Consider the following 25,735-nt stretch of genomic DNA (forward strand, 5'->3'; position numbering starts at 1 on the left):
CCTCCCGGATGTCAGGCCGGGACCGCGACGGCGACCTTCGCCGCACGGAGCACGCGGTCGCCGAGCTTGTAGCCCGGCTCCACGACGTCCGCCACGGTCTGGTCGGTCGCACCCGGCGTGGGCAGCTGCACGATCGCCTCGTGCACGTTCGGGTCGAAGAGCTCGCCCTTCTCGCCGATCTGCACCAGCTTGAACTTCTCGAAGCCGCCGCGGATCTTCTGGCCGATGACCTGCATGGGGCCCTCGGTCAGGTCGCCGTGGGCCTCGGCGCGGGTCAGGTCGTCGAGGGCCGGCAGCAGGGCGCGGACCACCTCGGCGATGACGGCGTCGCGGTTCGCCTCGCGGTCACGCTCGACGCGCTTCCGGAAGTTCACCAGCTCGGCCTGCGCGCGGAGCATGTCGGCACGCATGTCGGCGACGAGGTCACGGTCGGCCTGCGACAGCTTGTCCTCTTCGATGCCACGAGCGGCGTCGTCGAGCAGCGCCTGGTCCTCCGGGGTGAGGTCGCTGGCCTGCTCGGACTGCTGGTCGGTGGCAGGGCCGCCGGCGGCGGGGCCGTCGGTGGGGAGTTCCACGTCCGGCCCCTCCGCCTCGATGAGGTCCTCGGGCTCCTGCGCGTTGGTGGCGTCGCCCTCGACCTGGGGCTCGTCCTCGTTCGGCACGTTGTCCTTGGGATCCGGCATCGTTACTTCTTGTCCTTGTCGTCCTCGTCGTCCACGACCTCGGCGTCGACGATGTCCTCGTCGTCCGCCTGCTGCTGGCCCTGGTCGCCCGCCGCCTGCTCGCCGCCGGCCGCCGGGGCGTCCTGCTGCGCGTAGATCGCCTGGCCGAGCTTGCCCTGCGACTCGTTGAGCTTGTCGAAGGCGGTCTTCACGGCCTCGTCGTCGTCACCCGCGAGGGCCGACTTCAGGGCGTCGACGTCGGCCTGCACCTCGGACTTGACGTCCGCGGGGAGCTTCTCGTCGTTCTCCTTGATGAGCTTCTCGATCGAGTAGACGAGCTGCTCGGCCTGGTTGCGACGCTCGTTGGCCTCGCGGCGGGCCTTGTCCTCGGCCGCGTGCTCCTCGGCCTCGCGGACCATGCGCTCGATGTCCTCCTTCGGCAGGGACGAGCCGCCGGAGATGACCATCGACTGCTCCTTGCCGGTGCCCTTGTCCTTCGCGGACACGTGCACGATGCCGTTCGCGTCGATGTCGAACGTCACCTCGACCTGCGGAACGCCACGGGGAGCCGGGGCGATGCCGGTCAGCTCAAAGGTGCCGAGCGGCTTGTTGTCGCGGGTGAACTCGCGCTCGCCCTGGAAGACCTGGATCGCGACCGACGGCTGGTTGTCGTCGGCGGTCGTGAAGGTCTCGCTCCGCTTGGTCGGGATCGCGGTGTTGCGGTCGATGAGCTTCGTCATCAGGCCGCCCTTGGTCTCGATGCCGAGCGACAGCGGCGTGACGTCGATGAGGAGGACGTCCTTGCGCTCGCCCTTCAGCACGCCGGCCTGCAGCGCGGCGCCGACGGCGACGACCTCGTCCGGGTTGACGCCCTGGTTCGGCTGCTTGCCACCGGTCAGCGACTTGACGACCTCAGCCACGGCGGGCATGCGGGTCGAGCCACCGACGAGCACCACGTGCGCGATGTCGTTGACGCTGACACCGGCCTCCTTGATGACGTCGTTGAACGGCTTCTTCGTGCGGTCGAGCAGGTCGGAGGTCATCTGCTCGAACTGCGCACGCGAGACGGTCTCGTCGAGGTTCAGCGGGCCGTCGGCGGTGAGCGTCAGGTACGGGAGCTGGATGTTCGCCGACATCTGCGACGAAAGCTCCTTCTTCGCCTGCTCGGCGGCTTCCTTCAGGCGCTGCTTCGCGATCTTGTCGGTCGACAGGTCCACGCCGTGCTCGGCCTTGAACTTCTTGACGAGGTGGTCGACGATGCGCTGGTCCCAGTCGTCGCCGCCGAGGCGGTTGTCGCCCGAGGTCGCACGGACCTGGATCGTGGAGAAGTCGTCGTCCTTGCCCACCTCGAGCAGGGAGACGTCGAACGTGCCGCCACCGAGGTCGAAGACCAGGATGAGCTCGTCCTCCTTGCCCTTGTCGAGGCCGTAGGCGAGCGCCGCGGCGGTGGGCTCGTTGATGATGCGGAGGACGTTGAGGCCGGCGATCTCACCGGCGTCCTTCGTGGCCTGGCGCTCGGCGTCGTTGAAGTACGCCGGGACGGTGATGACCGCGTCGGTGACGTCCTCACCGAGGTACTGCTCGGCGTCGCGCTTGAGCTTGCCGAGGGTGCGGGCCGAGATCTCCTGGGGCGTGTAGCTCTTGCCGTCGATGTCGACCTTCCAGTCGGTACCGATGTGGCGCTTCACGCTCGCGATGGTGCGGTCGACGTTGGTGACGGCCTGGCGCTTCGCGGTCTCGCCGACGAGCACCTCGCCGTCCTTCGTGAACGCCACGATCGAGGGCGTCGTGCGGAGCCCCTCGGCGTTGGCGATGACGGTGGGCTCGCCACCTTCGAGTACGGAGACGACGGAGTTGGTGGTTCCGAGGTCGATGCCTACTGCACGTCCCATGGGGCTCCCTTTCGCTGGAGTGATGAAGTCTGCTCGGACTTGCGTCCGTTGGGCTCAAGTTTACTCCGGTCGGCAGGCGTGTCAAGCACGGGAGGGGGGAACTTGCGTCGAGGGGGCGCAGGTTCAGGTATGCATCACACGCAGGAGGTGAGCGGTGATCAATGCAATATTTCATATGTCCATGTTGGAGCCGTGTGTCAGCACGGCACGCACGAAAGACACCTCCTCATACATGAAGAAGACATTCCGCGCAGTCGGGGCCGCCGGGCTCGCTGCTGCCACCATCGTCACCGGGTTGAGTTTCGGGCCGGCTGCAGCTCACGCTGGCACTCCGCAACAGCCGAGCGAGGCTGGCGCAAGCAACAGCACGAGCGCCACGCAGGTAGCCATGATCGTGCTGCAGGACACATCTAAAGCCTTCAACGGGCTCGGCGAACCTACTAGCGGCGAACGTCTCCTGGCCAACCCGCAGGCCACGAGGGAGGCGGCGGAGCAGTTTGCGGAGACGTGGCAACTTCCCGTCGAGGGGCATGAGGGAGCCGTTTCTCGGAATGGCCTCTGCCTCACCAACTCGGGCAAGCTTGTAGCCATTCTACCGCGCCCCTGCAATGGGTCTCGATCGCAGCTGATCAAGTGGGCTACGACTTCCAACGACTACGTGAAGGGACCCGCCCTTTCATTCGTCGAAACCCCGGGTTATTTCGTGAGCTTCACTGGCGCGAGGAACTACCTTTGGAATGAGAATGCTGCCGGTGGCGACGTGGTCCACCTCAAAACATTTGCGGCAGAAGTCACGCAGACGGATGTGAACGCGGGGACGGCGACAATCTCAGGTCCGGTGCCCTCCGATGTGACGTCTGTTCGGGTTAAGTGGACGGACGAGGCGGGGCTGGCGAAACAGAAGACCGCGTCCGTAACTGACGGAAAGTACTCGGCGTATCTCAGCGGTTTGAAGCTCGGAACCACTACCGTCGAATTGGAGGCGCGGGAGGGCAGCGTGGTCGTCGCGTCGACGACTGTTGACGTGAAGCTCGAGGTCGCGCCGGTGACCGCAACGGCGACGTTCGGGGATGATGTCCACACGGTCGTGCAGGTCTCCGGGACCGCTCAGCCGAATGCGAGGGTCACGGTCCGGCACGGTGAGAACGACCTCGTCACCGTGAAGGCGGACGCTGAGGGCAAGTGGTCGACTCCGATCACCGCGCCGAACATGCCCGGCAATTACGAACTCACGGTCGGGCAGGAGATCCGAGGTCAGGACAACGGCCGGGTCAGCCTCGACATCGACTACGGCGCGGGCGTCGTGGTCACCTCGCCCGATGACGACTTCGTGCTCGAGCCGGGCGAGGCACTGGACCTCGAGGGCACCGCTCCCGCGGGCACCGAGGTCAAGGTCTACGAGAAGGGCACGGACGGCGTCCTCGCCTCGACGACCGCGGCGAAGAACAACACCTGGTTCGCGTCGGTCGACGGCCTCGAGGACCGCGAGTACACGCTCGTCGCCGAGGGCATCACCAAGGGCTACAACCGCACCCGGGCGGAGCTGACGGTCAACCCGGGCAAGTCCACCGCGAAGCCCCTCGTGATCGAGTCCCCCGCGGACGGGTCCACGATCACGTCCCCGACGAAGCAGATCACCTTCACCGGCACCGGAGAGCCCGGCGCGAAGGTCCGCATCGCCACCGGCACGCCCGGCCGCACCGTCGTGGACACCACCGTGAACAGCTCCGGCACCTGGACCGGCACCGGAGAGCTCGCCTACGGCGTCGACTACGCCCTGGTCACCACCTACACGGTTCCCGGGCAGGCTCCTGTCTCCGGCACCCACCACGTCCACGTCGACCCCACTTCCGTGTCGAAGCCGTTCGAGGTGGCCAGCCCCGCCGAAGGCTCCACCGTCGTCGCCGCGGACAAGAAGGTCCCCTTCGCCATCAAGGGAACGACCGGCACCGAGGTGAAGATCTGGAACTGGTCGGGCAAAGACCGCGTGATCGCCTCGGGCACCATCGGCGCAACCGGAGACCTCACCCTCACCGGTGAACTCAACAACCAGAACACCCGCTACGACCTGTTCGTCGAGTACACCGAGCCCGGCAAGACCACCCAGTCCCTGACCCGCTCCATCACCGTCGCCAGCAGTGACATGGTCACCCAGCCGTTCGAGGTGAGCAGCCCCGCCGAGGGGTCCACCGTCGTCGCGGCGGACAAGAAGGTCCCGTTCGCCATCACGGGCACGACCGGCACCGAGGTGAAGATCTGGAACTGGTCGGGCAAGGACCGCGTGATCGCCTCGGGCACCATCGGCGCGACCGGCAGCCTCACGCTCACCGGTGAACTCAACAACCAGAACACCCGCTACGACCTGTTCGTCGAGTACACCGAGCCGGGCAAGACCACCCAGTCCCTCACCCGCACCATCACCGTCGCCGCGGCAGCAGCGACCAAGCCCTTCGCCTTCACCAACCCGGCGGAAGGCGCGGTCGTGCCGCTGACGGCCAACGGCACCATCGCCGTGTCCGGTGAGGGTGCTCCGGGCGGCACGGTCACCATCTGGAACTGGCACACCAAGGACCGCGTCGTCACCGGAACGCCCCTCACCGTCGGCCCCGACGGCAGCTGGAGCGGCACCGCCTACCTCGGAGCCCAGGGCTACGCGCTCCACGTCGAGTACACCGCGCCCGGGTCCACCACCCCCGAGGTCCTCACCCGGAACATCACCACCACGAACTGACGGACCGCAACCCCGAAGGGGCGAGCAGGCATGGCCTGCTCGCCCCTTCGGCGAAGCATCAGAGTCCGTCGTATTTCATGTGTTAAACTGATATCACTTGTTAGGCCACCAAGGAGAACCGTGAAGAAGACCCTCCCCGCCCTCGTCACCGCCGGTGTCGTCGCCACCCTGCTCGCTGGCTGCACCGCGGGTGGTGACCGCTCGTCGTCGGCCTCGCCGACCGCAACCCCGTCGGCCTCGGCAGCAGCTGCGGCGCCCGCTGCGAACACCTGCACCGACGGCGTCCTCACCGTCACGGACGCGAAGAAGGCCGCGAAGGCCCTCGCCGAAGGGTGCAAGTCGGTGTTCCTGCTGCTGTCGAACACCCAGGTGACGGTGGGAGACGCCGAGAAGCTCGGCATCGAGGGCTCCGGCGTCACCGTGAAGGGTGGCCACTTCGACACCCTGTCGGTACTGGGCAGCGGCAACACGATCACCTACCGCGGCGAAGCACCCGACACGACCAACGTCGCAGACGGCAACGAGGTCACGGCCGCCCGATGAGCGTGACGTGCTGGCTGTCCGCTCGACAGTCAGCACGTCCACCGCCGTCAGGTGGTCGCACCCGATACCGATGACTCCCCCGCCCGACTCCATCCGACTCGTCCCCGAACTCCGCGCTGTGCACCTCGAACGCACGCCGCAGATGACGGCGGCAGTCTCCCTGTACTGCGGCCTCAAGTACGACCTCGACGGTCTACCGATCCCCCCGGAACACGAGCGCGTGAGCATCCTGGGGGCGGCGCGACGGCTGTTCTCCGCGCAGCAACGAACCCTCGAACTCCCTGAACCGCTCTGGATGCGCTTCCTCCCCGCGTGGCTGCTCCTCAGCAGCAGTTGGCGGTTCGGCGCGCTGGTGGCCCGCCGTCGCCGCCGGACCGTCGTGCACGCGATGGAACTGACCCCGCTCCCCCGCCTGCTCGGGGGTCGACGTCCGACCTCGCGAGTGACGACCGCCTGCACGGCCGCGTTGCTCGGCCTGGTCATCCGCAGTTCGGTCGACCGCATCTGCTTTGCATCCGGGCCGGCGCGCGATCTGTACCACAGCCTCCCGTTCGTGGCTGGCGTCGAGTACAGGACGATCCTCGAGCTGCCCTCGCCAGGACCGGGCACTGCGTCACGAGCGGTGCCGTCGAGCGTCGCGTTCGCCGGCCTCCTCGCGGACCGCAGCGGCGTCCACGAACTCATGCGGGCGTGGCCCGCCGTCGAACAGGCCCGTCCGGACGCTCACCTCGTGGTGCTCGGCGGCGGACCGCTCCTCGAAGAGGTGCGGTCCTGGGCCGCGCTCGCACCGTCGTCGCGGAGCGTGCTCGGACAGGTCACGCGTGACGAGGTCCTCTCGCACTTCGCCAGGACGCAGGTCGTCGTCGCCCCGTCCGTCCCCGACGGCCGGTGGACGGAGCAGATCGGGCTCCCCATCAAGGAGGGGCTGGCTGTCGGAGCGACCGTCGTCACGACGGCGCAGACGGGCCTTGCGCCATGGCTCGAGGAGCACGGCCACGTCGTCCTCCCGGTCGACGGGCACCGGGTCCCGGACCTGACAGCAGGACTGCTCCGGGCGATCAACGCTCCGCTCCCCCGAGCCGACGTCATCGCCGCGCTGCCCGCCGTCGACGGCCGCATCGAATCGGACCGCTGGCTGCACGACGTGTCCTGACCGCCCCGGCCCTCGACGACGAACCGTCACGCACCAGGAGGCGCAGACGCCTCGTCATCACCGAGGCAGCACTCCCGCCTGCCCGAGAACACACCCAGGAGGCTCGTCATGAGGAAGACCAGTGCTTCACGCACCGCGCGCGACCACGTCGTCATCGTCAACCCCCTCGGTCGCGCCCTCCAGCACTACACGGACGCCCTGGTCGCGACACTGGTCGACCTCGGGATGAACGTCAGTCGCGCCGACATCGCCGAGCCGTGCGCGCGAGACGGTGGTCCCCTCTCCTGGTTGGCCGACCACGTCCGCGCCCTCCTCCAGATCCGGTCCTCCGGAGACCACGGGGCCCTGCTCATCGTCACGTGGCCGGTGCTCGGCTGGCTGGACCTCGCACTGGCCAGGTTGGCCGGCGTCCGACGCAGCGTCGTCGTCGTGCACGACCCACGCCCGCTGGAGCGGTCCGCCGGGTACGGACGGGTGGCGCGGTGCGTGGCACGCGGCCTCGGGACGAACACCACGGTCCTCGTCCACGGTGAGGAGGCGCAGGCCGACGTCGCGGCAGCTCACCTCCGGTCGTCGATCGCGCTGGCCCCGCACCCGATGCGGCTGCGAGGAGACGGTCCGGCGCCGTCCGCGGGGTCTGGGCAGCCGGTCGTCCGTGTGCTCGGGAGGTACAAGGGCGACCGGGACGTCGAGGCGATGGCCGCGATCGCCGCGGCCATCGGCCACGAAACCCAGCTCGAGGTGCACGGCGCTGGGTGGCCGCCGGTCTCCGGCTGGACGATCAACGACGCGTTCCTGCCCGAAGACGAGTTCGACGAGCTCATCGCGACCGCGACCGTCGTGCTCGTCCCCTACCGCCGGGTCTACCAGAGTGGCGTGGCCGTACGGGCGACCGAGCTGGGCGTCCCGTTCGTCGGGACCGACGTCTCGGCCCACCGGATGCTGCACGGCGACGACTCGTCCCTGCTCGTCGACCCGTCCCTCCCGTTGCCCGGTCGCGCGGCTGCGTACCGGGACGCCATCCGGAGGACCGTCGCGATGGACGCGGAGGAGCGTCGCGGGCTCGCACGAGCAGCGGAAGCGCGGACCTCCGCGGCGTGGCAGCGCTTCCTCGTGCCGCTGGGAGCGACGTCGTGACCGCACTGGTCCTCGTCGGCGTTGCCGTGGTCGCCGTCCTGGCCGTGAAGCGCGTGGTCGTCGGGGTCCTCGCCGCCTTCGTCGCGTTCGTCTTCGTGCCGGAGGCCACTTCGGCGGCCCTCACCGGGGGCCTGAACCTCGGTGCGCTCGTCGTGCTCGCGGTGGCGACCCTGCAGCTCGCCACCCGGCTCCCGCAGTACCTCGCCGACCTGACCGCGGCGCCGGCGCTGAGCGTCGTCGGATCCGTCTTCGTCGCGGGAGCGGCGGTCACCGCTGCGGCGGACTCAGCGGCGGTGGCCGGCCCCTTCCTGACCACCGTGGTGACGCCACCACTCGGGTACCTCCTGGTGCAACGCGCAGTCAAGGAAGACCGCCGCGCCGGTCGTCTGCTCGGGCACACGGTGCTCGGGCTCGCGACGATCGAAGCGGGCGTCTCCCTCGCGGTGCAGATCGGCGCCCTGCGGCAGCCGTACCTCGACGCGTTCGAGGAGGCGTACTGGTGGACCCCCGACTTCCAGCGGGCACTCGGCACGATGGACCACCCCCTGACCCTCGGCTTGTTCCTGGCCGCCGCGCTGCCCCTGGCGACGGGTCTCCGCCTCGACCGCACCGCAGGTGCCGTCTGCCTCCTCCTGCTGTGCACCATCGTCGCGACCCAGTCCCGGGCTGCCCTGGTCGCGGGCTTGCTCGGACTCATCGGGGTCGTCGCGCGCCGTCGCATGCCGTTCCTGCACGGTGCCGCCGTCCTCACCGCGGGGGCTGCTGCCGTGATGGTCATCCTCGCGGTCAGTCCTTCGTTGCTCGTCGACTTCGCCGCCAAGCTCGCCGACGACGACGGGTCGGCCGACGCGCGGTTCACGGGCATCACCGTGGGGCTGCCGGCGGCGTTCGCCTCGCCGCTCCTCGGCGGTGGTGCAGACGAGGCGACCGAGACGGCACGGGACCTGGGACTGGGTACGAGTTTCGAGAACCCGTTGATCATGATCGCGCTCGACTGGGGGGCCCTCCCGGCCGTCGCGCTCGTCGCGTCCCAGGTGATGATGCTGCTGCGTGCCCGTTCGGGGACCTCCGTCCCGGGCGGAGCGATGACCGCCGCCGTGGTCGTGGTCTGCGCCGAGACGTTCAGTTCGATCGCCGTACCCGGCGGGCTGCCGACGCTTGCCTGCATGCTCGCCGGCTTCGCGATCGAAGGCGTGGACAGCACCGCCCGGCAGCAGGAGTGTCGCCCCTCCGCCGACGAGCTCCGGGCGATCCGATGACCCGGACCGGTCGAGACGTCCTCGTCACGGTCCTCGGGAACGGCGTCGCGCCACTCGCTGCGCTCGGCACCGCCCCCGTGCTCGCGACGTCGCTCGAGGTCACCGGGCGCGGCGCGACGGCCGCTGCGACGGCCCCGCTCCTCCTCGCCACCGCGCTGACGTCCTTGGGCTTGCCTGCGGCGGTGACCCACGTCGTCGCACGCGGTTCCGTCACTGCGCGCCGCGCTCTCGCGACCGCCACCCCCGTCGCGGTCGTGATCGGACTCCTGGCCGCGGCGGTCGTCGGGCTCGTCCGCAACGACCTCGCCGGGTCGGACCGACAGCTCGGCGACCTGATCGGTCTCACCTCCCTCACCCTGGTGCCGAACCTGGCTGCGGCACTCCTGCAGGCGGCGGCGGCCGGCCTCCGGGCGTGGACCCTCGTTGCGCTGGAACGGACGGTCACCCACGGCGGTCGGTTCGTCGTGATCGCGGCCCTCGCGTGGACCGACGCACTCACCGTCCCCGCCGCGGTCCTGACCATCGCTCTGAGCCCTGCACTCGGCGCACTCGTGTACGTCCGGCTCCTCGGACGTTGTCCGCGATCACGAGCTGGTGGGGGCCGCGGCGGCACAACAGGAGTGCTGCTCTCCTACGGCGTCCGCGTGTGGCTCGGTTCGCTCGCCGGCACCGTCCTGGTGCGACTCGACCAGACGTTGCTCACGCCGCTGGCCGGGACTGCAGCGCTCGGGATCTACGCAGTGGCCGTCAGCGTGAGCGACCTCCCGACGGTCGTGTCGAACGCGGTCCGGGAGGTGACGTTCTCCAGCCAGAGCGCGGACAACGACCCCACGTCACTCGGCCGCGTGGCGCGCGTCACCACGTGCGCCACGCTCCTCACGTGCGCGGCCCTGGCAGCGGTCCTGCCGTTCGCCGTCCCCGCGCTCTTCGGGATCGACTTCTCGGACGCGGTCCCCGTGGCCGCCGTGCTGTTGATCGGGATCGCGGGCAGCACGCCGGGCTCCATCGCAGGTGTCGGACTCGCAGCAGCCGGACGACCCGGGCTCCGGTCCCTGTCGCTCGGTGGCGCAGCGGTGTCGAGCGTCGTCACGCTCCTCGTGCTCGCTCCCGGATCGGGCGCCATGGGAGCAGCCGTCGCGACCGTCGTCGGGAACGCCGTCAGCAGCCTCGGCAACCTCGTGGCCCTGCGATGGACCACGGACGTCCCGATCCGATCGCTCTTCGGTCTCCGACGCGGTGACCTCGTGTCCGTCCGGATCAGCACCACTCGAACGAGGAGGAAGGCCCCATGACACCCCCACGTCCGCTCGTCGTCCGGAAGGCGAGGACCGCGGCGCTCGTCGCCCGGTACACCGCACAGAACCGCTGCTCGCGGGACGCTGTGACGGCGCCCGACGGCCCGACCGTCTCGCTCACGACCCACGGGGCTCGGCTCCGGTCCGTGCACCTGGCGATCGAGAGCATCGCGGTCGGGCGGTTGCGCCCCGGCAGACTGGTGCTCTGGCTCGACGAGGAGACTCGGCGCACGACACTGCCACCCGCGCTCACCCGGCTCGAGCGCCGCGGACTCGAGCTCCGATCGTGTCCGGACTGGGGGCCGCACAAGAAGTACTTCGGTCTCGCGCTGGAGCCCGACGGGCAACTCCTCGTGACCGCCGACGACGACTGGTTCTTCCCGCACGACTGGCTCGCGACGCTGGTGATCGCCGCCGAACGCCACCCGACCGACACCCTCGCGCACCGTGTCCGGCGCATCGCCGTCACGCAGGGCGACATCGCGCCCTACGACGAGTGGACCGCGGTCGCCGAGGGCGGCGCGGACCGACGGCACGTCCCCGGCGGTGGATGGGGGCTCGCCCTCACCCCGGACGTGCTCGCCGTGCTCGCCGACGAGGGCGACGCCTTCGCGGCGCGCGCCCCTCGCGCAGACGACCTGTGGTTGCACCGAGCGGTCCTCCGCGCAGGACGGGCCGTCCGTCCGGTCTCAGCACTGCCGTGGGAACGCTTCGTCCACGTCCCCGAACCCGCGGGCAGTCGACCGCTCCGGCTCGAGAACGTCGACGGCGGCGGCAACGACCGTCAGTTGCGTTCCGTCTACGAGCCCGAGTTGCTCGCATCCCTGGTCGCCGCGGACGAGCCGCCCACGACCCTCACCCCCCACTGACACCAGGAAGAAACCCGATGGACATCAAAGAGTTCCTCCGCGTGGTCCGCGCCCGTTGGACCACCGTCGCCGTCCTCGTCGCCCTCGGCATCGGGGCCGCACTCGCGATCACGGCCGTCTCGCACGTCACGTACACCGCGACGACCGAGTTGTTCGTCTCGATCCAGGGCTCGAGCGGGAGCGCGACGGAGATCGGCCAGGGCAACAACGCCGCACAGCAGAAGACGCGCTCCTACGCGAGCGTCGTGCGGAGCGCGCGGGTCCTGCAGCCGGTCATCGCCGAACTCCACCTCGACGAGACGCCGAGGGAGCTCGCAGGTCGGGTGACTGCCGCCAGCCCGCAGAGCACCGTGCTGCTGACCGTCTCCGTCGTCGACGCAGATCCCGACCGTGCTGCCGCGGTGGCGAACGCCATCGGCGCCAGTTTCCGCGAGGTGGTCACCGAACACCTCGAGAAGCCCGTGGACGGTGGACCGAGCCTCGTCCGCATCGAGACCACCGACCCAGCCCTGCCGCCCACCACCCCGAGCTCGCCCCGCCGGACCGTGAACCTCGCGCTCGGTCTCGCCGGAGGGCTCATCGGCGGCGTCGCCCTCGCGCTCCTGCGGCACGCGACCGACACCCGTGTCCGCAGCAGCAACGACGTCCGAGCGCTGTCGCACGCCCCGATCCTGGGCGAGATCTCGTTCGACCCGAACGCGGCGTCCGAACCCCTGATCGTGCAGGCCGGGACGCGGAGCCCGGCGGCCGAGGCCTTCCGCGGGCTCCGGACGAACCTCCTGTTCGTCGAGCCGGACCGTGACCGGTGCACGACGGTGGTGATCACGTCGGCGATGCCCGGCGAGGGGAAGACGACCACCACCGCGAACCTCGCCGTCGCCCTCGCCGAGAGCGGGGCGCGGGTCGCACTCGTCGACGCCGACCTGCGCCGGCCGAGAGTCGCCGAGGTGATGGGCATCGAGGGCAGCGTGGGGCTCACCGAACTCCTCGTCGGGCGCGCCGAGCTCGACGACGTGATCCAGCCGTGGGGTCGGAACGGGCTCCTGGTGCTGCCCGCCGGAGCGACACCACCGAACCCGAGCGAGCTCCTCGGTTCAAGGGCGATGCGTGCCCTGATCGACGACCTCGAGACCCGCGTCGACTACCTCCTCATCGACTCGCCACCCCTGCTGCCCGTCACCGACGCGGCCGTCCTCAGCAAGCTCGGAGCCGGAGCCGTCGTCGTCGCGGCAGCCGGTCGGTCCCGACACCAGCAGCTGGTCCGCGCCCTCGGGGTGCTCGAGACCCTCGACTCTCGGCCGCTCGGCATCGTCCTCACGATGCTCCGCCGCTCCGGCGCGGACCCCTACGGGTACGGCTACGGGTACGGGGAGGACGACGACGCCCGCGCGGGGAGCAGACGACGGCGACGCCGTGTGCCGCGGCGTCGGCGCGGAACCACCGAGACACGGTGATCCACAGAAATGTCGAACATGCACATCAGTCGGTCGCGACGAGGGACGATCGCAGCATGCTCAGGTCATCCACACCGCTGAACAGCATCCCTTCCGGAGAGGTCTACCGCGGCCTGCAGGCGGTCCGCGCGATCGCTGCCGTCATGGTCGTGGTGGAACACACGATGCTCTACGTGCGGGAGCGCCTCGATCCCTCGGTCGTCGTGTGGGACGGCGGACGGCTCGGCGTCTACGCGTTCTTCGTGATCAGCGGCTTCGTGATGCAGCTGGCAGTGCAGCAGCCACGCTCCCCGAGCTGGCAGATGTTCGCCGTGCGCCGCGTCATCCGGATCGTGCCGCTCTACTGGATCCTGACGTCGGTGAAGGTGCTCGTGCTCGCGCTGGCACCGGCGGTCGTCCTGCACGCTGCCCTCTCACCACGTGTCGTGTGGCTGTCCTACGCGTTCCTCCCGAGCCGCAACATCGACGGCAAGGTCGTCCCACTGCTGGGTGTCGGCTGGACCCTGGAGATGGAGATGTTGTTCTACGCGCTCGTCACGCTCGCACTCGCGACCCGGGTCAACCCCATGACGCTCTGCGCGCTCGTGACATCGGTCCTCACGATCTGTCACGTCGTCCGAGGCGACTCGTGGCCAGCCTGGGCCTTCTACGGCGACCCGATCGTGCTCTTCTTCCTGGCGGGCATGGCGCTGGCGAAGTGGACCGCCGACCACGACAACCGACGACTCCTCCTGTGGTTCACGTGGATCATCGCCCTCTGGTGCTTCGCGTGGACGCTGCAAGCACCGGACGACGCGGTGAGCGACTTCGCGCGGATCGCGAAGAGCATCGCTGTCCTCGTCACGATGACGCTCGTCGTCGCCGCGGAGCCATGGCTCCACCGTCGGGTGCCGAGATGGCTCGAGTTCCTCGGGGACGCTACGTACGCGATCTACCTCTCGCACCCGTTCATCGCGCCTGGCATCCCGGTTGCGCTGGGTCTGCTCGGCCTCGGCGGGGCGGGCTGGATCTGGGCTGGCTACGGCGCCGCGGTGGTGGTCACCTTCGCGGTCGGGGTGGTGCTCCACGTCACCGTCGAGCGTCCGATCACGGCTCGCCTCCGTCGAGCGGTCTCGCGAGCACGAGACGGCGGGCCAGACCGGAACGCTCGTCCCGAGGTGGTCGACGTCCGGTCAGGGCCCGCGCACGACGACGCCCGCTAGGGTCGAGCCGTGCGATGGAGTCGAGTGGGCTGGCCCGGGGTCGGGTACGTCTCCCTCGAGGACGTCGACGGCTACGCCGAGCATCTCGCCCGCCTCGTCACCGATGCTCCCCCAGCTGTCGCCGCCCTCGCCTCCGTCACCTGGAACGAGGCCCGGGTCGCCGAGTGGACCGAGACCGAGACCACGACGCCGACCGGCAGCCTCGACACCGCGGGCATCGACGACACCCCGACGCACACGGTCCGCGCGGTCGTCGTCGTTCGCACCGACGAGGTCCTCGACACCCCCGACGGGCTCTGGCGCCGGTGGAACCACGCTCGCGTGACGCTCGAGTTCGACCGCGCCGTCCTCGAGCCGGCCGACACCGAGCCGCTCGCGGTCCTCGCCGGTGACGTGCAGGTCTCCCGCGGCGAGATCGCCCACGTCGATGCCGACGTCTGGGAGCTCCGCCTGCTGTTCTCCCCCACCGGCGAGCTCGCCGTGCACTTCCGCGACGTGGTGGTCGAGGTCCGTCCCGTCGCCGAGTCCGCGTGGTCCGACCTGGAGACACGCCCCACCCACGGCTGGCACGGCCCGGTACCGGACGGCTGGCTCGAGTGGGCCGCGCCCGCGGTCCGGGCTGCCGGGCACGGTGACGTCGGCGGGCTCTCGCTCGAACTCGACGGGTTCGGTGCGGACCCGACCGGACTCGACGAGGTCGACCCGCGCTGGGGCTTCGCTCCGCTGCACGCCGCCGCGTGGTTCGACCGGCGCGGTACGACCGAGGCCCTCATCGAGCGCGGCGCGGACGTCACGGTCCTCGACGCCGAGGGCCGCACGGCGCTCGACATCGCCCGCGCGCGCGGCTCGCGCAAGGCGGAAGAGGTGCTGCTCGCGTGGTTCGACGCACACGCCGTCGGTGAGGCGTACGTGGCCGACGACCCGTCGAGCGACGAGGCGACCCGCTGACACGACGGTCACCCGCCCCGCCGACGTCAGTGGAGCAGGAACTGTCGTCCGCGGGTGCGCGACCCGACGGTTGCTGCTCCACCGACGACGGCGACGACGGCGCTGACGGGGGCGGGGGCGGGGCGGGCGCCGGCACGTGACGGACGGGGGGCGCGGTGCCAGCTGGCACCGCGCCTCCAGTCCGGACACGGGGTCGCGTCAGTCGCGACGCGTCTCGAGCGCGTTGGCCTGCGCGACCTTGCCGTACCAGCGCGCCGAGTCCTTCGGCGTCCGCGCGAAGGTCTCACGGTCCCAGGCGACGAGCCCGAACGTCGGGCGGTAGCCCGACGCCCACTCGTAGTTGTCGAGGAGGGACCAGTGCTGGTAGCCCAACACCTCGATGCCGTCCTCGATGCAGCGGTGGATCCCCTCGAGGGCGCCCTGCGTGTAGGCGACCCGGCGGGAGTCGTCGGCGGTGGCGATGCCGTTCTCGGTGATCATCAGCGGGACGTGACCGGAGAGCTCCCACGCGCTGCGGAGCCCGTCGGCGGAGGCCTCGGGGTAGAACTCCCACCCGGTCAGGGTCGTCTCGACGTCGTCGGCGACGGGCAGCGGACCCGAGGGGCCGATGAACGTCCGGGTGTACGCCTGCACGCCGAGGAAGTCGTCGCCGGCGGCCTGCTCGAGGTACCAGTCGTCGCGCGGGTACCCGTACTCGCGGAGCATCTCCTCGGACCCCTCCTCGCCGGAAGGCGTGAACGCCTGCGTCGCGATGGTCCAGCCGGACTGCAGCCCGGAGACCTGCGACAGGACCTCGCGGGAGCGCTTGTGCGACGCGAGCAGCTGGTCCGCCACGTGCAGGTCGGGGTTGGGCAGGCCGTACGCGACGAGGTTCGAGGCGTCCTCGCCCCCGGCGAGCATCGCGGCGATGTTCGGCTCGTTGATCGTGCAGACGTAGCGGACGCCGTCCTGCACGACGGGGAGCGCGGCCTCGGTGTAGCGGGCGAACAGGTCGGCGGCGTCGTCGGCGCGCCAGAAGCCGTCACGCTCGAACCAGCGCGGCACGGTGAAGTGCATGAGGGTGACGATCGGCTCGATGCCGGCCTCGTGGCAGGCCTCGACCATGCGGCGGTAGTGGTCGACCTCGGCACGCGACACGTGGCCGCGCTCGGGCTCGATGCGTGCCCACTCGATGCTGAACCGGTAGGAGTTCAGGCCGAGGTCGGCCGCGATCCGGATGTCCTCGCGGTACCGGTGGTAGCTGTCCGCGGCGTCGCCGGAGGGTTCGACGATGGTGGTGTCGGGTTCGTGCTCGTGCACCCACCAGTTCGAGTTGACGTTGTTGCCCTCGATCTGGTGGGCGGCGGTGGCGGCGCCCCAGAGGAAGCCGTCGGGGAACTGCAGCGTGGTGATGATGGTGCCTTTCAGGTGCGAGCCGGCGCCTGCCGGCCGAGGAAGTCGTCGAACAGCGCGATGGTCGCGGCCGGGTTCTCGACGTGCGGGCCGTGGTAGCTCGTGGGGATGACCTCGTAGCGTGCTCCGGTGTCCTCCGCCATCTGCCGCTGCCACGGGATCGGCCATGCGCCGTCCCACTCGCCGTGTGCCACGAGGACCGGGAGCCCGGTCGCGCGGAGCTCGGCGGACGAGTCGGTGTGGTCCTCGAGGATGTGCCCGCCCGCGACGACGCTCAGTGGGCTCGTGGCGTCGAAGCGGTCGCGGACCATCCGGACGTCGTCGGGGAGTTCCTCGTCGGGTCGGTACGCCCAGAGCGGGTTCGTCGCGTCGAACAGCTGGCGGAGGTTGCCGCCGGTGTCGTGCAGGATCGTCAGTTCCGTGACCTTGCGGTAGGGCCAGCCGTACGGGCCGGAGCAGAACTGCACGACGCTGCGGAACGACTGCGGCGAGGCGATGGCGGCCTCGCGGGCGATGACCCCGCCGAGCGAGTGCCCGATCAGGTGCACGGGCGCGCCGTCGTCGAGCAGTGCCGCGACCCGGACGACGTCGGCCGCTTCTTCCTCGAGCGAGTAGTCCGACGGGTCCGCGGGCGCGGCCGAGTCGGCCTGGCCGCGGCGGCTGATGACGACCGCGGTCCAGCCGGCGTCCCTGAGGAGCGGCATGAAGGTGCGCCAGTCCTCCTTGGATCCGGTGTAGCCCGGGACGATCAGGACCGTGCCCTTCGACTCCCCCGCGGGGACGACGCGGTAGGCGGTGAGCCGGCCGACGGGCAGGTCGATGCCGACGACGTCGACACCCTCGGGCGTGGGGAGGTGGCCGAACGACGGGACGGACGGGAAGTCCAACGACATGGTCATGCGAGCAGTGCCCGCCGCGGGTTCGGCACCGCGTCCAGCAGCGCCACGGTGTAGTCGTCCTGCGGGTGCTGCAGCACCTCGGCCGTGCGCCCCCGCTCGACCACGGCGCCGTCGTGCAGCACCATGATGTCGTCGGTGATGAGCCGCGCGCTCAGCAGGTCGTGCGTGATGTAGAGCAGCGAGACGCCCCACTGCTCACGCAGGTCCTCGAGCAGCGCGAGCACGCCGGCGCGCAGCGTGACGTCGAGCATCGACACCGGCTCGTCGGCGATGATCACCTGCGGGTCGCTCGCCAGTGCCCGGGCGATGACCACGCGCTGCCGCTGGCCGCCGGAGAGCTGGTGCGGGAGCTTCTGCGCGAACTGTTCGACCGGCGTCAGCCCCACGGTCTCGAGGATCTCGAGCATCCGCCGACGAGCATCACGCCCGCGGAGTCCGGTGTAGTTCGCGATCGGCCGGGACAGGATGTACTCGACGGTGTGCAGCGGGTTGAGCGCCGCGTACGGGTCCTGGAACACCATCTGCACCTCGGAGCGCAGGTCCTTCAGCCCGCGCCTGCCGAGTTTCGCCACGTCCGTGTCGCCGAAGCGCACCGTGCCCGAACTCGGCTGCTCGACGCCGGTGAGCATCTTCGCGATGGTCGACTTGCCCGAGCCGGACTGGCCGACGAGGGCGAGCGACTGCCCGGGCTCGAGGGTGAACGACACGTCGCGCACGGCCTGCACCGGCGGCTCGCCGCGGCGGGGTGCGGGATAGGTCTTGACGAGGTGGTCGACGACGATCGGGTTCTTCGCGGCGCTGCGCTCGCGCGACCCGACGGTGGCGAACGACGACGTCGTCTCCTGACGGGAGACCGAGCGCTGCGAGCGGTCCGGGAACCCCGGCAGGCTGACGACCTCTGCGCGGGGGTCGGCGTAGTGCGACAGCAGCATCTTCGTGTAGTCGTCCTGCGGGTCGCGGAGGACCTCGAGCGAGCGGCCGTCCTCGACGATCCGTCCCTCGTGCATGACGAGCACACGCTCGGTGGCCTCGAGCACGATGCCGAGGTCGTGGCTGATGAGGATCGCGGTGAAGCCCTCGGAGCGCTGCAGCTCGATGATCGTGTCCATCACCGCGTGCTGCACGAGGACGTCGAGCGCCGTGGTCGGCTCGTCGAACACCATGAGCTGCGGCTCGAGCGACAGCGCCAGCGCGATCGAGACGCGCTGCCGCATGCCGCCGGAGAGCTCCCCCGGGTAGCGCGCGAGCATCGTCTCGGGCAGCTTCACCTTGCCGATCAGCTCGCGCATCCGACCGTCCCACCGCTCACGCGGCACGTGCCCGTGGGCCTTGAAGACGTCGATGAAGTGGTTGCGGATCGTGCGCACCGGGTTGAGCGCGTTCATCCCGGACTGCAGGACCATCGCGAAGCCGCCCTGGCGCTGCTGGCGCAGGGCCTCGTCGTCGAGGTCGCGGATGTCCGCTCCACCGAAGACGATGCTGCCGCCGTTGGTGCGCGCCGGCGGCTTCTGCAGCCGGGTGAGCGCGTAGCCGAGGGTCGACTTGCCCGAGCCGGACTCCCCCACCAGGCCGACGAACTCGCCCTTGCGCAGCGAGAAGGAGACGTGGTCGACGGCCTGGACGGCCGTCTGGCCGGCCGATTCGTAGACGACGGAGAGGTCGCGGACGTCGAGCAGGACGTCCTGCTGGGTCGTGTCGGACGGGAGGCGCGTGGCGCCGCCGCCACGGGCCTCCAGTCCGTCGGTGGTTGCGCCGCTCATGCGGTGACCTCCTTGCGCTTGCGGCGCGCGCCCTCGCGCAGCCGCGGGTTGGACACGGCGTCGACGCCGAAGTTGATGAGGGTCAGGCTCATCGCCAGGAGGGCGATGCAGAGGCCGGGGGCGAACAGCAGGATCCACTGACCGGTGAGCAGCGCGTTCGAGTTCTGCGCCCAGTACAGGATCGTGCCCCAGCTGACGATGGACGAGTCGCCGAGTCCGAGGAACTCGAGGCCTGCCTCGGCGAGGATCGCGCTCGTCGCGGCACCGAAGAAGCTGCCGACGATCAGGCTCGTCATGTTCGGCAGGATCTCGCGGAACACGATGCGCGTCGCACCGTCGCCGGAGAACTGCGCGGCGGTGACGAAGTCGCGGCTGCGGAGGGACTGCGTCTGGCTGCGGAGGACGCGGGCGCCCCAGGCCCAACCGGTGACGACGATCACGGCGATGATGACCGCGATGCCGCCGTTCTGCAGGTAGGCCGCGATGACGATCATCAGCGGCAGGCCGGGGATGACGAGGAACAGGTTCACGATGAACCCGATGACCTCGGCGACCCAGCCGCGGATGTAGCCCCAGCTCAGGCCGATCGCGACGGCGACGAGCGTGGACAGGAAGCCCGCGACTGCACCGACGAGCACGGAGACCCGGGCGCCGTAGATCAGTTGGGAGAGGACGTCCTCGCCGGCGGCGGTGGTGCCCATCCAGTGCGCCCACGTGGCGTCGGCGTTGCGCTCGAAGCCGTTCTGGCTCGCGCCGTACGGGGCGAGGAGCGGGGCGGCGATCGCCACGAGGACGAAGAAGGCGAGGATGCACAGGCCGATGCGGGCCTTGGTGTTGCTCCAGACGACGCCGAACTGGCGGGCTGCTGCTCGGAGCTTGGAGGGGGCCTGCTGGTCGTTGTTCTGCTGTTGCTCGTCTTGGGTCCGTACTGCGACGGTCTCGTTCGGTGTGCGCGTGTTGGTCATCGGCGCGTCCTCGGGTGGTGGTTGTGGGCAGAGCACGCCGCCCATCGCGAGTTACGGATCATCGGCGCGTCCTCGGGTCCAGGACGCCGTACAGGACGTCCACGATGAAGTTGGCGATGAGCACCGACACGGTGATCATCAGGAAGAGGGCCTGCATGAGCGGGTAGTCCTGCCCGATCACGGCGTTGAACAGCAGGTAGCCGATGCCCGGGTAGCCGAACACCTGCTCGACCAACACCGAGCCGCCGACCACGCCGCCGAGCGCCAGGCCGAAGCCGGTCAGGTTCGGCAGGATCGCGTTGCGTGCGGCGTACCGGACGGCGACCGTGCGACCTCGGAGACCGTTCGCCTCGGCGAAGGTGACGTAGTCGTCGCCGAGGGTGTTGATCATCGCGTTGCGCATGCCGATGATCCAGCCGCCGAGGCTCGTCACGAGGATCGTCACCGCCGGCAGGACCGCGTGCTGCAGGACGTCGCCGATGTACGTGCCGTTCCAGCCCGGGACGCTCGTCGCGGACGAGGCCCCGGTCGTCGGGAACCAGTGCAGCACGTAGCCGAGGAAGAACAACAGCAGCAGTGCGGTCCAGAAGTACGGGAACGTCGACATGAACGAGCCGGACAGGGTCGGGAGCGAGTCGAGCCAGGTGCCGCGCTTCCAGGCCGCGGCGACGCCGATCAGCGTGCCGATGACGAACGCCAGGATCGTCACGGTGCCGACGAGCACGAGCGTGTAGGGCAGCGCGCGGCCGACCAGGTCACCGACGGGCTGCGGGTAGAACGTGTAGCTCGTGCCGAAGTCGAGGGTGACGACCTGGTGGAGGTAGCTGACGTACTGGTCCCAGAGGTTGCCGCTGGGGACGCCGAGCTGGGCCTCGATGGCCTTCTTCGTCGCGTCGGTGACCGGGCCGTTCTGGCTGAGCTTCGCGAGCGCGGCGTCCGACGGGCTGCCCGGCATGAGGCGCGGGAGCACGAAGTTCAGCGTGACCGCAGCCCAGAGGGTGAGGACGAAGAGGACGAGTTTCTGGAGGATGTACTTCACTTGGCCTGCTCCTCCAGGATCTGCTTGCCTGCTGCGCTGTCACGGAGCCGGAGCTTCGTGAAGATGAGCAGCGGGGCCGAGTCGTAGTTCTGCGGTGCCATGTACGGGTCCTCGGCGCTCGGCCAGCCGACGAACTTGCCGGTGTTGAACAGGCCCCAGAGTCCGCCGTAGTACATGCCGATCACGGGCAGGTCGTCGTACACGATGGCCTGCAGCTGGTCCAGGATCCGCCGCTGCTCGCCCCGGTCGGTCGTGCCGCGGTACTCGTCGAGGAGCTTCTGGGTGTCCGCGTTCTTGTACCGCTCGAAGTTGTTCACCGTCGACTTGCCGACCGGCTGGTAGAAGTCGCTCGACAGCAGGGAGTTGTAGGCCTGGAAGACGTCGCCGTTCCCCATGCCGCCCATCGCCATGTCGAACTTGCCGTTGTTGATGTTCTGCTGGTACCCGGCCGGCTGCGGGGCCTGGATCTGCACCTTCACGCCGATCTTCCCGAGGTCGCGCTGCACCTGCTGCGCGGCACGGAGCCAGTCCGAGTACCCGTTCGCGGTCATCAGGTTGATCTCGAGCTGCTTGCCGTCCTTGACGAGCTTGCCGCCCTGCTGCTCGTACCCGGACTTCGCGAACTCGGCGAGGGCGCGATCGGTGTCCTGCGTGATCATGCCCTTGTCGGGGATCGACGGGTCGAGGTACTGCTCCTGGTTCGGCAGGATCAGGCCGGTCTGGCCGGCGGCGCTGAGGTTGCCCTCGGAGGCGGTCTCGGCGATGCCGTCGCGGTCCAGCGCGTACGAGATGCCCTTGCGGACGTTGACGTCGTCGTACGGCGCCTTCGTCAGGTTCGGGATCAGGCCGATCACGCCGCCCGCCGGGAACCACCACTTGTTGTCCGGCGACGCCGCACCCCAGGTGCCCTTGACGTCCGAGATGAACGAGTACGCCCAGTCGTAGCCGCGCGTGACGGTGTCGAGCTGCGTGTTCGTCGCGGGGAGCACGAGGTGCTCGATCGCGATCTTGTCGGCCTGCCAGTACGTCGGGTTCTTGTCCATCGAGTACTGCTGGTCGGAGTAGTTGCCGAGCACGAACGGGCCGGTGCCGACCGGGTTCGGGTCGCGCCACGTGACCGGGTCCTTCACCCCGCCGTAGTGGTGCTCGGGGAGGATGTAGGTCGCGCCGATGATGTTGAGGCTCGGCACGTCCTCGCCCTTGAGGTGGAAGACGAGGTGGTCGCCGTCCCGCTCGATGCGGTCGATGTGCTGCCAGGCGCCCTTGACGTCCATCGCCGGGAACTTCTTGAGCAGGTCGAACGTGAAGAGGACGTCCGCGGGGGTGAACGGCGTGCCGTCGGACCACTCGACGCCCTTCCGGATCGGCATGTCGATCGTCCGCGCGTCCGGCAGCTCCCACGAGCTCGCGAGCCACGGGGTGCCCTTGCCGTCGAGCGGGTTGATCTCGATGAGGGGCTCGTACATCCACTTGCTCGCGGTGCGGGCGTTCGGGATGTAGGGGTTGAAGTTGCGGTCGAACAGCGGGTTGCCGCGGTCCGCGTTGATGAGCATCGTGTCCTTGCCGATGCTCGGGTCCGGCTGGGAGCGGACCTGGATGCTGCAGCCGGTGGCCACGAGGGCCACGACGGCGAGGCCGGCGATGGCGGCGGCGATGCGGCCGCGGCGGCGGGTAGGTGTGCGCGGGCTGCGCGGTCCGTCCGGGCGCGGGTCGCGGGGCCCGCGCGTGCGCTGTGGGGGAAGCGTCATTGCTCGGTCGACCTCCGTGTCGAGTGTGTGCTGCGCTCAATGTATGCGCTTACATCACTCGTTGCAACCCGGGGAGTGACACCCCATAGCGCCTGTTCGGGCAATGACATGTAGAATGTTGCCGGAAAGGGAGTCGTATGCAGCGCATGGCCATCATCGGAACCCGGGGGTACCCGTCGTACTACGGAGGGTTCGAGACGGCCGTCCGGCACCTCGCCCCGCACCTCGCGGAGTCCGGACGGGAGGTGACGGTGTACGGCCGGCCCGGACAGGAGCGTGACGACGACCCGGCGCTCGACACCCGCGTGATCCGCCGCACGACCCGCGGGGCCGAGTCGAAGTCGCTCTCCACGCTCACCTTCGGACTGACCGCGACGCTCGACGCGGTCCGTCGTCGGCCCGATGCGGCGCTCGTCATGAACTGCGCCAACGGCTTCTGGCTCCCTCTGCTCAGGGCCGCCGGCATCCGCTCGGTGGTCAACGTGGACGGCCTCGAGTGGGAACGCGCCAAGTGGGGCCGGCTCGCGCGAGCGGTCTTCCGGGCCGGGGCCTGGTGCACCGCACGGTTCGCGGACCAGCTGGTCTTCGACGCAGAAGCGATCCGTCGGTACTGGGAACGGGAGTTCGGGGTGACGGGCACGATGATCCCCTACGGCGGCAGCGAGGTGGGGACGCTCCCCCTCAGCGCTGACGACGCCCACCTGACCGGCAAGCCGTTCGCCCTCGTCGTCGCCCGTTTCGTCCCGGAGAACACCATCCCGGAGTTCCTGACGGCAGCGGAACGCATCGCCGAGCGTCACCAGGTCGTGGTCGTCGGGTCGTCCGGGTACGGGGGTGAGCTCGACGAGCGCGTCGCAGCACTCGCCACGCGGAACCCCCGAGTGCACTGGCTGGGCCACGTCGCCGACGACTCGCGACTCCTTGCCCTCTGGTGCCATGCAAGCGCCTACTTCCACGGGCACAGCGTGGGGGGCACGAACCCGGCACTGGTGCAGGCGATGCACTGCGGCGCTCCCACCGTCGCGCGGGACACGGTCTACAACCGCGAGGTGCTCGACGACACCGGCGCCGCCTTCGTCGCCGCGGAACCCGACGCCATCGCGACCGCCGTGATCGACCTGCTCGACGATCGCGACCGTCAACGGTCACTCCGCCGCCGGGTCCGAGACCGCGCCCGGGCCGTGTACACCTGGGACGCCGTCTGCTCGGAGTACGAACGGGCACTCAGCTTGCCCCCGTCGACGACGGCGTCCGACCAGCGCCACGGCGCCCCCTGTCCATCGTCCGGTGCGGACCGCGTCGAACAGGGCATCCCCGCAGCAGTCGAGCGCTGACACCGTCCACACCTCGGCTCCGGACATCGGGGCTCCGAACGGGCCCGGCCCGTCGTCCACACGATCGGCCGGTCGCCGGTCGCCGGTCGCCGGCCGCCGGTCGCCGGCCGCCGGTCGCCGACCGCCGGTCGCCGGATCCGATCAGGGTGTGGCGCACGGAGCCGGCAGGGCCGGACCACCGCCGCCGGCACTACAGCGCCGGCGGGCAGCTCTCGCGCAGCAGGACCTCGACCGGCAGCCGCACGGCCCGCGGGGGTCCCTCGCGCCGCTCGAACCGGTCGACGATCGCCCGCACCGCCGCTCGCCCGAGCTCCCCCATCGGCTGGTGCACCGTCGTCAGGGGCGGCGCCGAGAAGCGCCCGGCGTCGATGCCGTCGAAGCCGGTCACCGCGACGTCCTCCGGCACCTGCAGCCCCCGCGCTCCGGCGGCGTCGAGCACCCCGAGCGCCGACTGGTCGTTCGAGCAGATGACGCCGCGGGGGACGTCGGCGCCGTCGAACAGGGCCGCCGCGAGCTCGCGCGCCCGCGCTCGACCGAAGTCCCCGTGCACCACCCGGACGTCCGACACCGCCAGGTCGTGATCGGCGAGCGCCTGTCGGAACCCCGCCGAGCGCTCCATGTCGTCGGGCGAGTCGATCGGGCCCGCCAGGTACGCCAGCGACCGGATGCCGAGCCGTCCGATCACATGAGACGCAAGCGTCCGCATGCCGGCGGCGTTGTCGACGCTCACCGAGTCGAAGCCGTGGGAGCGTCGGTCGTCGGCGAGCACCACGACCGGGATCCGGCGGGCCACGTGCTCGAGCAGGTCGTCGGGAACCGTCTGGGCCAGGACCGCGAGTCCGTCCACACGACCGGCGACGTCGTTGACGATGACGTCCCGCGAGGACCCGCGCCCCGCCGCCACCATGAGGGCCAGGCCGCGCTGCCACGCCTCGGTCTCGGCACCGCGCAGGACCTCGTCGAAGTACAGGTTCGACGAGAACGGCTGGGTCACGTGGCGGCGGTCGTCGACCACGCGGACACCTCCGTCGGTGACGAGGTCGGGGCGTTCGTCCGGCACGACGTCAAACCCGGGCAGCAGGAGTCCGACCACGCCGGTCCGCTTGCCGGCCAGGGCCCTGGCGTTGCCCGACGGCACGTAGCCGAGACTCCGGATGGCCGCCTGGACCCGGTCACGGGTGCCCTCGCGCACGGCGTCCGGCGTGCGGAGCACGCGCGAGACGGTGGCGATGGAGACGCCCGCCTGGGACGCGACGTCGTAGACCGTGGGAGGTGCGGTGCGCTGCGTGCTCATGCCGTGCCTCCCGTCCGACGTGCACCTGGCCGCCGCGCCGGTGCGCGGCCGGACCATCCTAGGCACGGGCTCGGAATCCGCTCCTCCACAGGGCGCCGGAGGTGCTTGCGCGTCGGGGACGAGCGGACGCAGACTGTTGCGACCTCAGAACGTCCCGTG

20 protein-coding genes are annotated in these 25,735 nt (G+C 70.1%); 11 read left to right on the forward strand and 9 right to left on the reverse strand.

Annotated elements, in window-relative coordinates:
• Positions 1 to 11 precede the first annotated feature (11 nt).
• Together QUG93_RS10050 and dnaK are read right to left on the reverse strand one after the other, a co-directional pair.
• Entirely contained in the window at positions 12 to 683 is a 672-nt protein-coding gene (locus QUG93_RS10050) for a nucleotide exchange factor GrpE (RefSeq protein ID WP_289473765.1), read from the reverse strand.
• 2 nt (positions 684 to 685) lie between these two features.
• Entirely contained in the window at positions 686 to 2,554 is a 1,869-nt protein-coding gene (gene dnaK, locus QUG93_RS10055; RefSeq protein ID WP_289473766.1) for a molecular chaperone DnaK, read from the reverse strand.
• Between the two features lie 232 nt (positions 2,555 to 2,786).
• Between dnaK and QUG93_RS10060 the strand changes: the two genes are divergently transcribed.
• From QUG93_RS10060 to QUG93_RS10105, 10 genes are all read left to right on the forward strand, one after another.
• Positions 2,787 to 5,285, forward strand: coding sequence for a hypothetical protein (locus tag QUG93_RS10060; protein WP_289473767.1), 2,499 nt, complete (start codon positions 2,787 to 2,789; stop codon positions 5,283 to 5,285).
• Between the two features lie 120 nt (positions 5,286 to 5,405).
• Positions 5,406 to 5,828, forward strand: coding sequence for a DUF3060 domain-containing protein (locus QUG93_RS10065; RefSeq protein ID WP_289473768.1), 423 nt, complete (start codon positions 5,406 to 5,408; stop codon positions 5,826 to 5,828).
• 70 nt (positions 5,829 to 5,898) lie between these two features.
• Complete coding sequence (locus QUG93_RS10070) at positions 5,899 to 6,981, forward strand: glycosyltransferase (protein WP_289473769.1); 1,083 nt, start codon at positions 5,899 to 5,901, stop codon at positions 6,979 to 6,981.
• A 108-nt stretch (positions 6,982 to 7,089) separates the two neighbouring features.
• Positions 7,090 to 8,118, forward strand: coding sequence for a glycosyltransferase family protein (locus QUG93_RS10075; protein ID WP_289473770.1), 1,029 nt, complete (start codon positions 7,090 to 7,092; stop codon positions 8,116 to 8,118).
• Positions 8,115 to 9,377 (forward strand): O-antigen ligase family protein, encoded by a 1,263-nt coding sequence (locus QUG93_RS10080; RefSeq protein WP_289473771.1) that lies wholly within the window; start codon positions 8,115 to 8,117, stop codon positions 9,375 to 9,377. The genes QUG93_RS10075 and QUG93_RS10080 overlap by 4 nt, the downstream gene beginning before the upstream one ends.
• A complete protein-coding gene (locus tag QUG93_RS10085; RefSeq protein ID WP_289473772.1) occupies positions 9,374 to 10,669 on the forward strand; it encodes an oligosaccharide flippase family protein in 1,296 nt (431 codons plus the stop codon). Before QUG93_RS10080 ends, QUG93_RS10085 begins: the two co-directional genes overlap by 4 nt.
• Positions 10,666 to 11,541: a hypothetical protein gene (locus QUG93_RS10090; RefSeq protein ID WP_289473773.1), complete on the forward strand. Its 876-nt coding sequence runs from the start codon at positions 10,666 to 10,668 to the stop codon at positions 11,539 to 11,541. Before QUG93_RS10085 ends, QUG93_RS10090 begins: the two co-directional genes overlap by 4 nt.
• Before the next feature lie 17 nt (positions 11,542 to 11,558).
• The gene (locus QUG93_RS10095; protein ID WP_289473774.1) at positions 11,559 to 12,995 is read left to right on the forward strand and encodes a tyrosine-protein kinase domain-containing protein; all 1,437 of its coding nucleotides are present in this window, start codon (positions 11,559 to 11,561) and stop codon (positions 12,993 to 12,995) included.
• A 56-nt stretch (positions 12,996 to 13,051) separates the two neighbouring features.
• Positions 13,052 to 14,197: an acyltransferase family protein gene (locus QUG93_RS10100; RefSeq protein ID WP_289473775.1), complete on the forward strand. Its 1,146-nt coding sequence runs from the start codon at positions 13,052 to 13,054 to the stop codon at positions 14,195 to 14,197.
• A gap of 9 nt (positions 14,198 to 14,206) precedes the next feature.
• Positions 14,207 to 15,145, forward strand: coding sequence for an ankyrin repeat domain-containing protein (locus tag QUG93_RS10105; RefSeq protein ID WP_289473776.1), 939 nt, complete (start codon positions 14,207 to 14,209; stop codon positions 15,143 to 15,145).
• Positions 15,146 to 15,343: 198 nt separating this feature from the next.
• Here QUG93_RS10105 and QUG93_RS10110 read toward each other — a convergent pair whose 3' ends face one another.
• The 6 genes from QUG93_RS10110 to QUG93_RS10135 are packed head-to-tail and all read right to left on the reverse strand — an operon-like array spanning position 15,344 to position 22,948.
• Complete coding sequence (locus QUG93_RS10110) at positions 15,344 to 16,540, reverse strand: glycoside hydrolase family 1 protein (RefSeq protein WP_434533102.1); 1,197 nt, start codon at positions 16,538 to 16,540, stop codon at positions 15,344 to 15,346.
• A gap of 8 nt (positions 16,541 to 16,548) precedes the next feature.
• Positions 16,549 to 17,436 (reverse strand): alpha/beta fold hydrolase, encoded by an 888-nt coding sequence (locus QUG93_RS10115; protein ID WP_289473777.1) that lies wholly within the window; start codon positions 17,434 to 17,436, stop codon positions 16,549 to 16,551.
• Positions 17,433 to 19,196 (reverse strand): ABC transporter ATP-binding protein, encoded by a 1,764-nt coding sequence (locus QUG93_RS10120; RefSeq protein WP_289473778.1) that lies wholly within the window; start codon positions 19,194 to 19,196, stop codon positions 17,433 to 17,435. Before QUG93_RS10120 ends, QUG93_RS10115 begins: the two co-directional genes overlap by 4 nt.
• The gene (locus QUG93_RS10125; protein WP_289473779.1) at positions 19,193 to 20,161 is read right to left on the reverse strand and encodes an ABC transporter permease; all 969 of its coding nucleotides are present in this window, start codon (positions 20,159 to 20,161) and stop codon (positions 19,193 to 19,195) included. Before QUG93_RS10125 ends, QUG93_RS10120 begins: the two co-directional genes overlap by 4 nt.
• Positions 20,162 to 20,219: 58 nt before the next feature.
• Positions 20,220 to 21,200 (reverse strand): ABC transporter permease, encoded by a 981-nt coding sequence (locus QUG93_RS10130; RefSeq protein WP_289473780.1) that lies wholly within the window; start codon positions 21,198 to 21,200, stop codon positions 20,220 to 20,222.
• A complete protein-coding gene (locus QUG93_RS10135; protein ID WP_289473781.1) occupies positions 21,197 to 22,948 on the reverse strand; it encodes an ABC transporter substrate-binding protein in 1,752 nt (583 codons plus the stop codon). Before QUG93_RS10135 ends, QUG93_RS10130 begins: the two co-directional genes overlap by 4 nt.
• A 146-nt stretch (positions 22,949 to 23,094) precedes the next feature.
• Here QUG93_RS10135 and QUG93_RS10140 point away from each other — a divergent pair, with 146 nt between their 5' ends.
• Complete coding sequence (locus tag QUG93_RS10140) at positions 23,095 to 24,282, forward strand: glycosyltransferase (protein WP_289473782.1); 1,188 nt, start codon at positions 23,095 to 23,097, stop codon at positions 24,280 to 24,282.
• A 190-nt stretch (positions 24,283 to 24,472) separates the two neighbouring features.
• On the opposite strand, the gene QUG93_RS10145 is transcribed toward QUG93_RS10140, so the two are convergent.
• Positions 24,473 to 25,576, reverse strand: coding sequence for a LacI family DNA-binding transcriptional regulator (locus QUG93_RS10145; RefSeq protein ID WP_289473783.1), 1,104 nt, complete (start codon positions 25,574 to 25,576; stop codon positions 24,473 to 24,475).
• Between the last annotated feature and the right edge of the window lie 159 nt (positions 25,577 to 25,735).

The sequence above is a fragment of the Curtobacterium caseinilyticum genome (genome assembly GCF_030363035.1).
Lineage (GTDB): Bacteria > Actinomycetota > Actinomycetes > Actinomycetales > Microbacteriaceae > Curtobacterium > Curtobacterium caseinilyticum.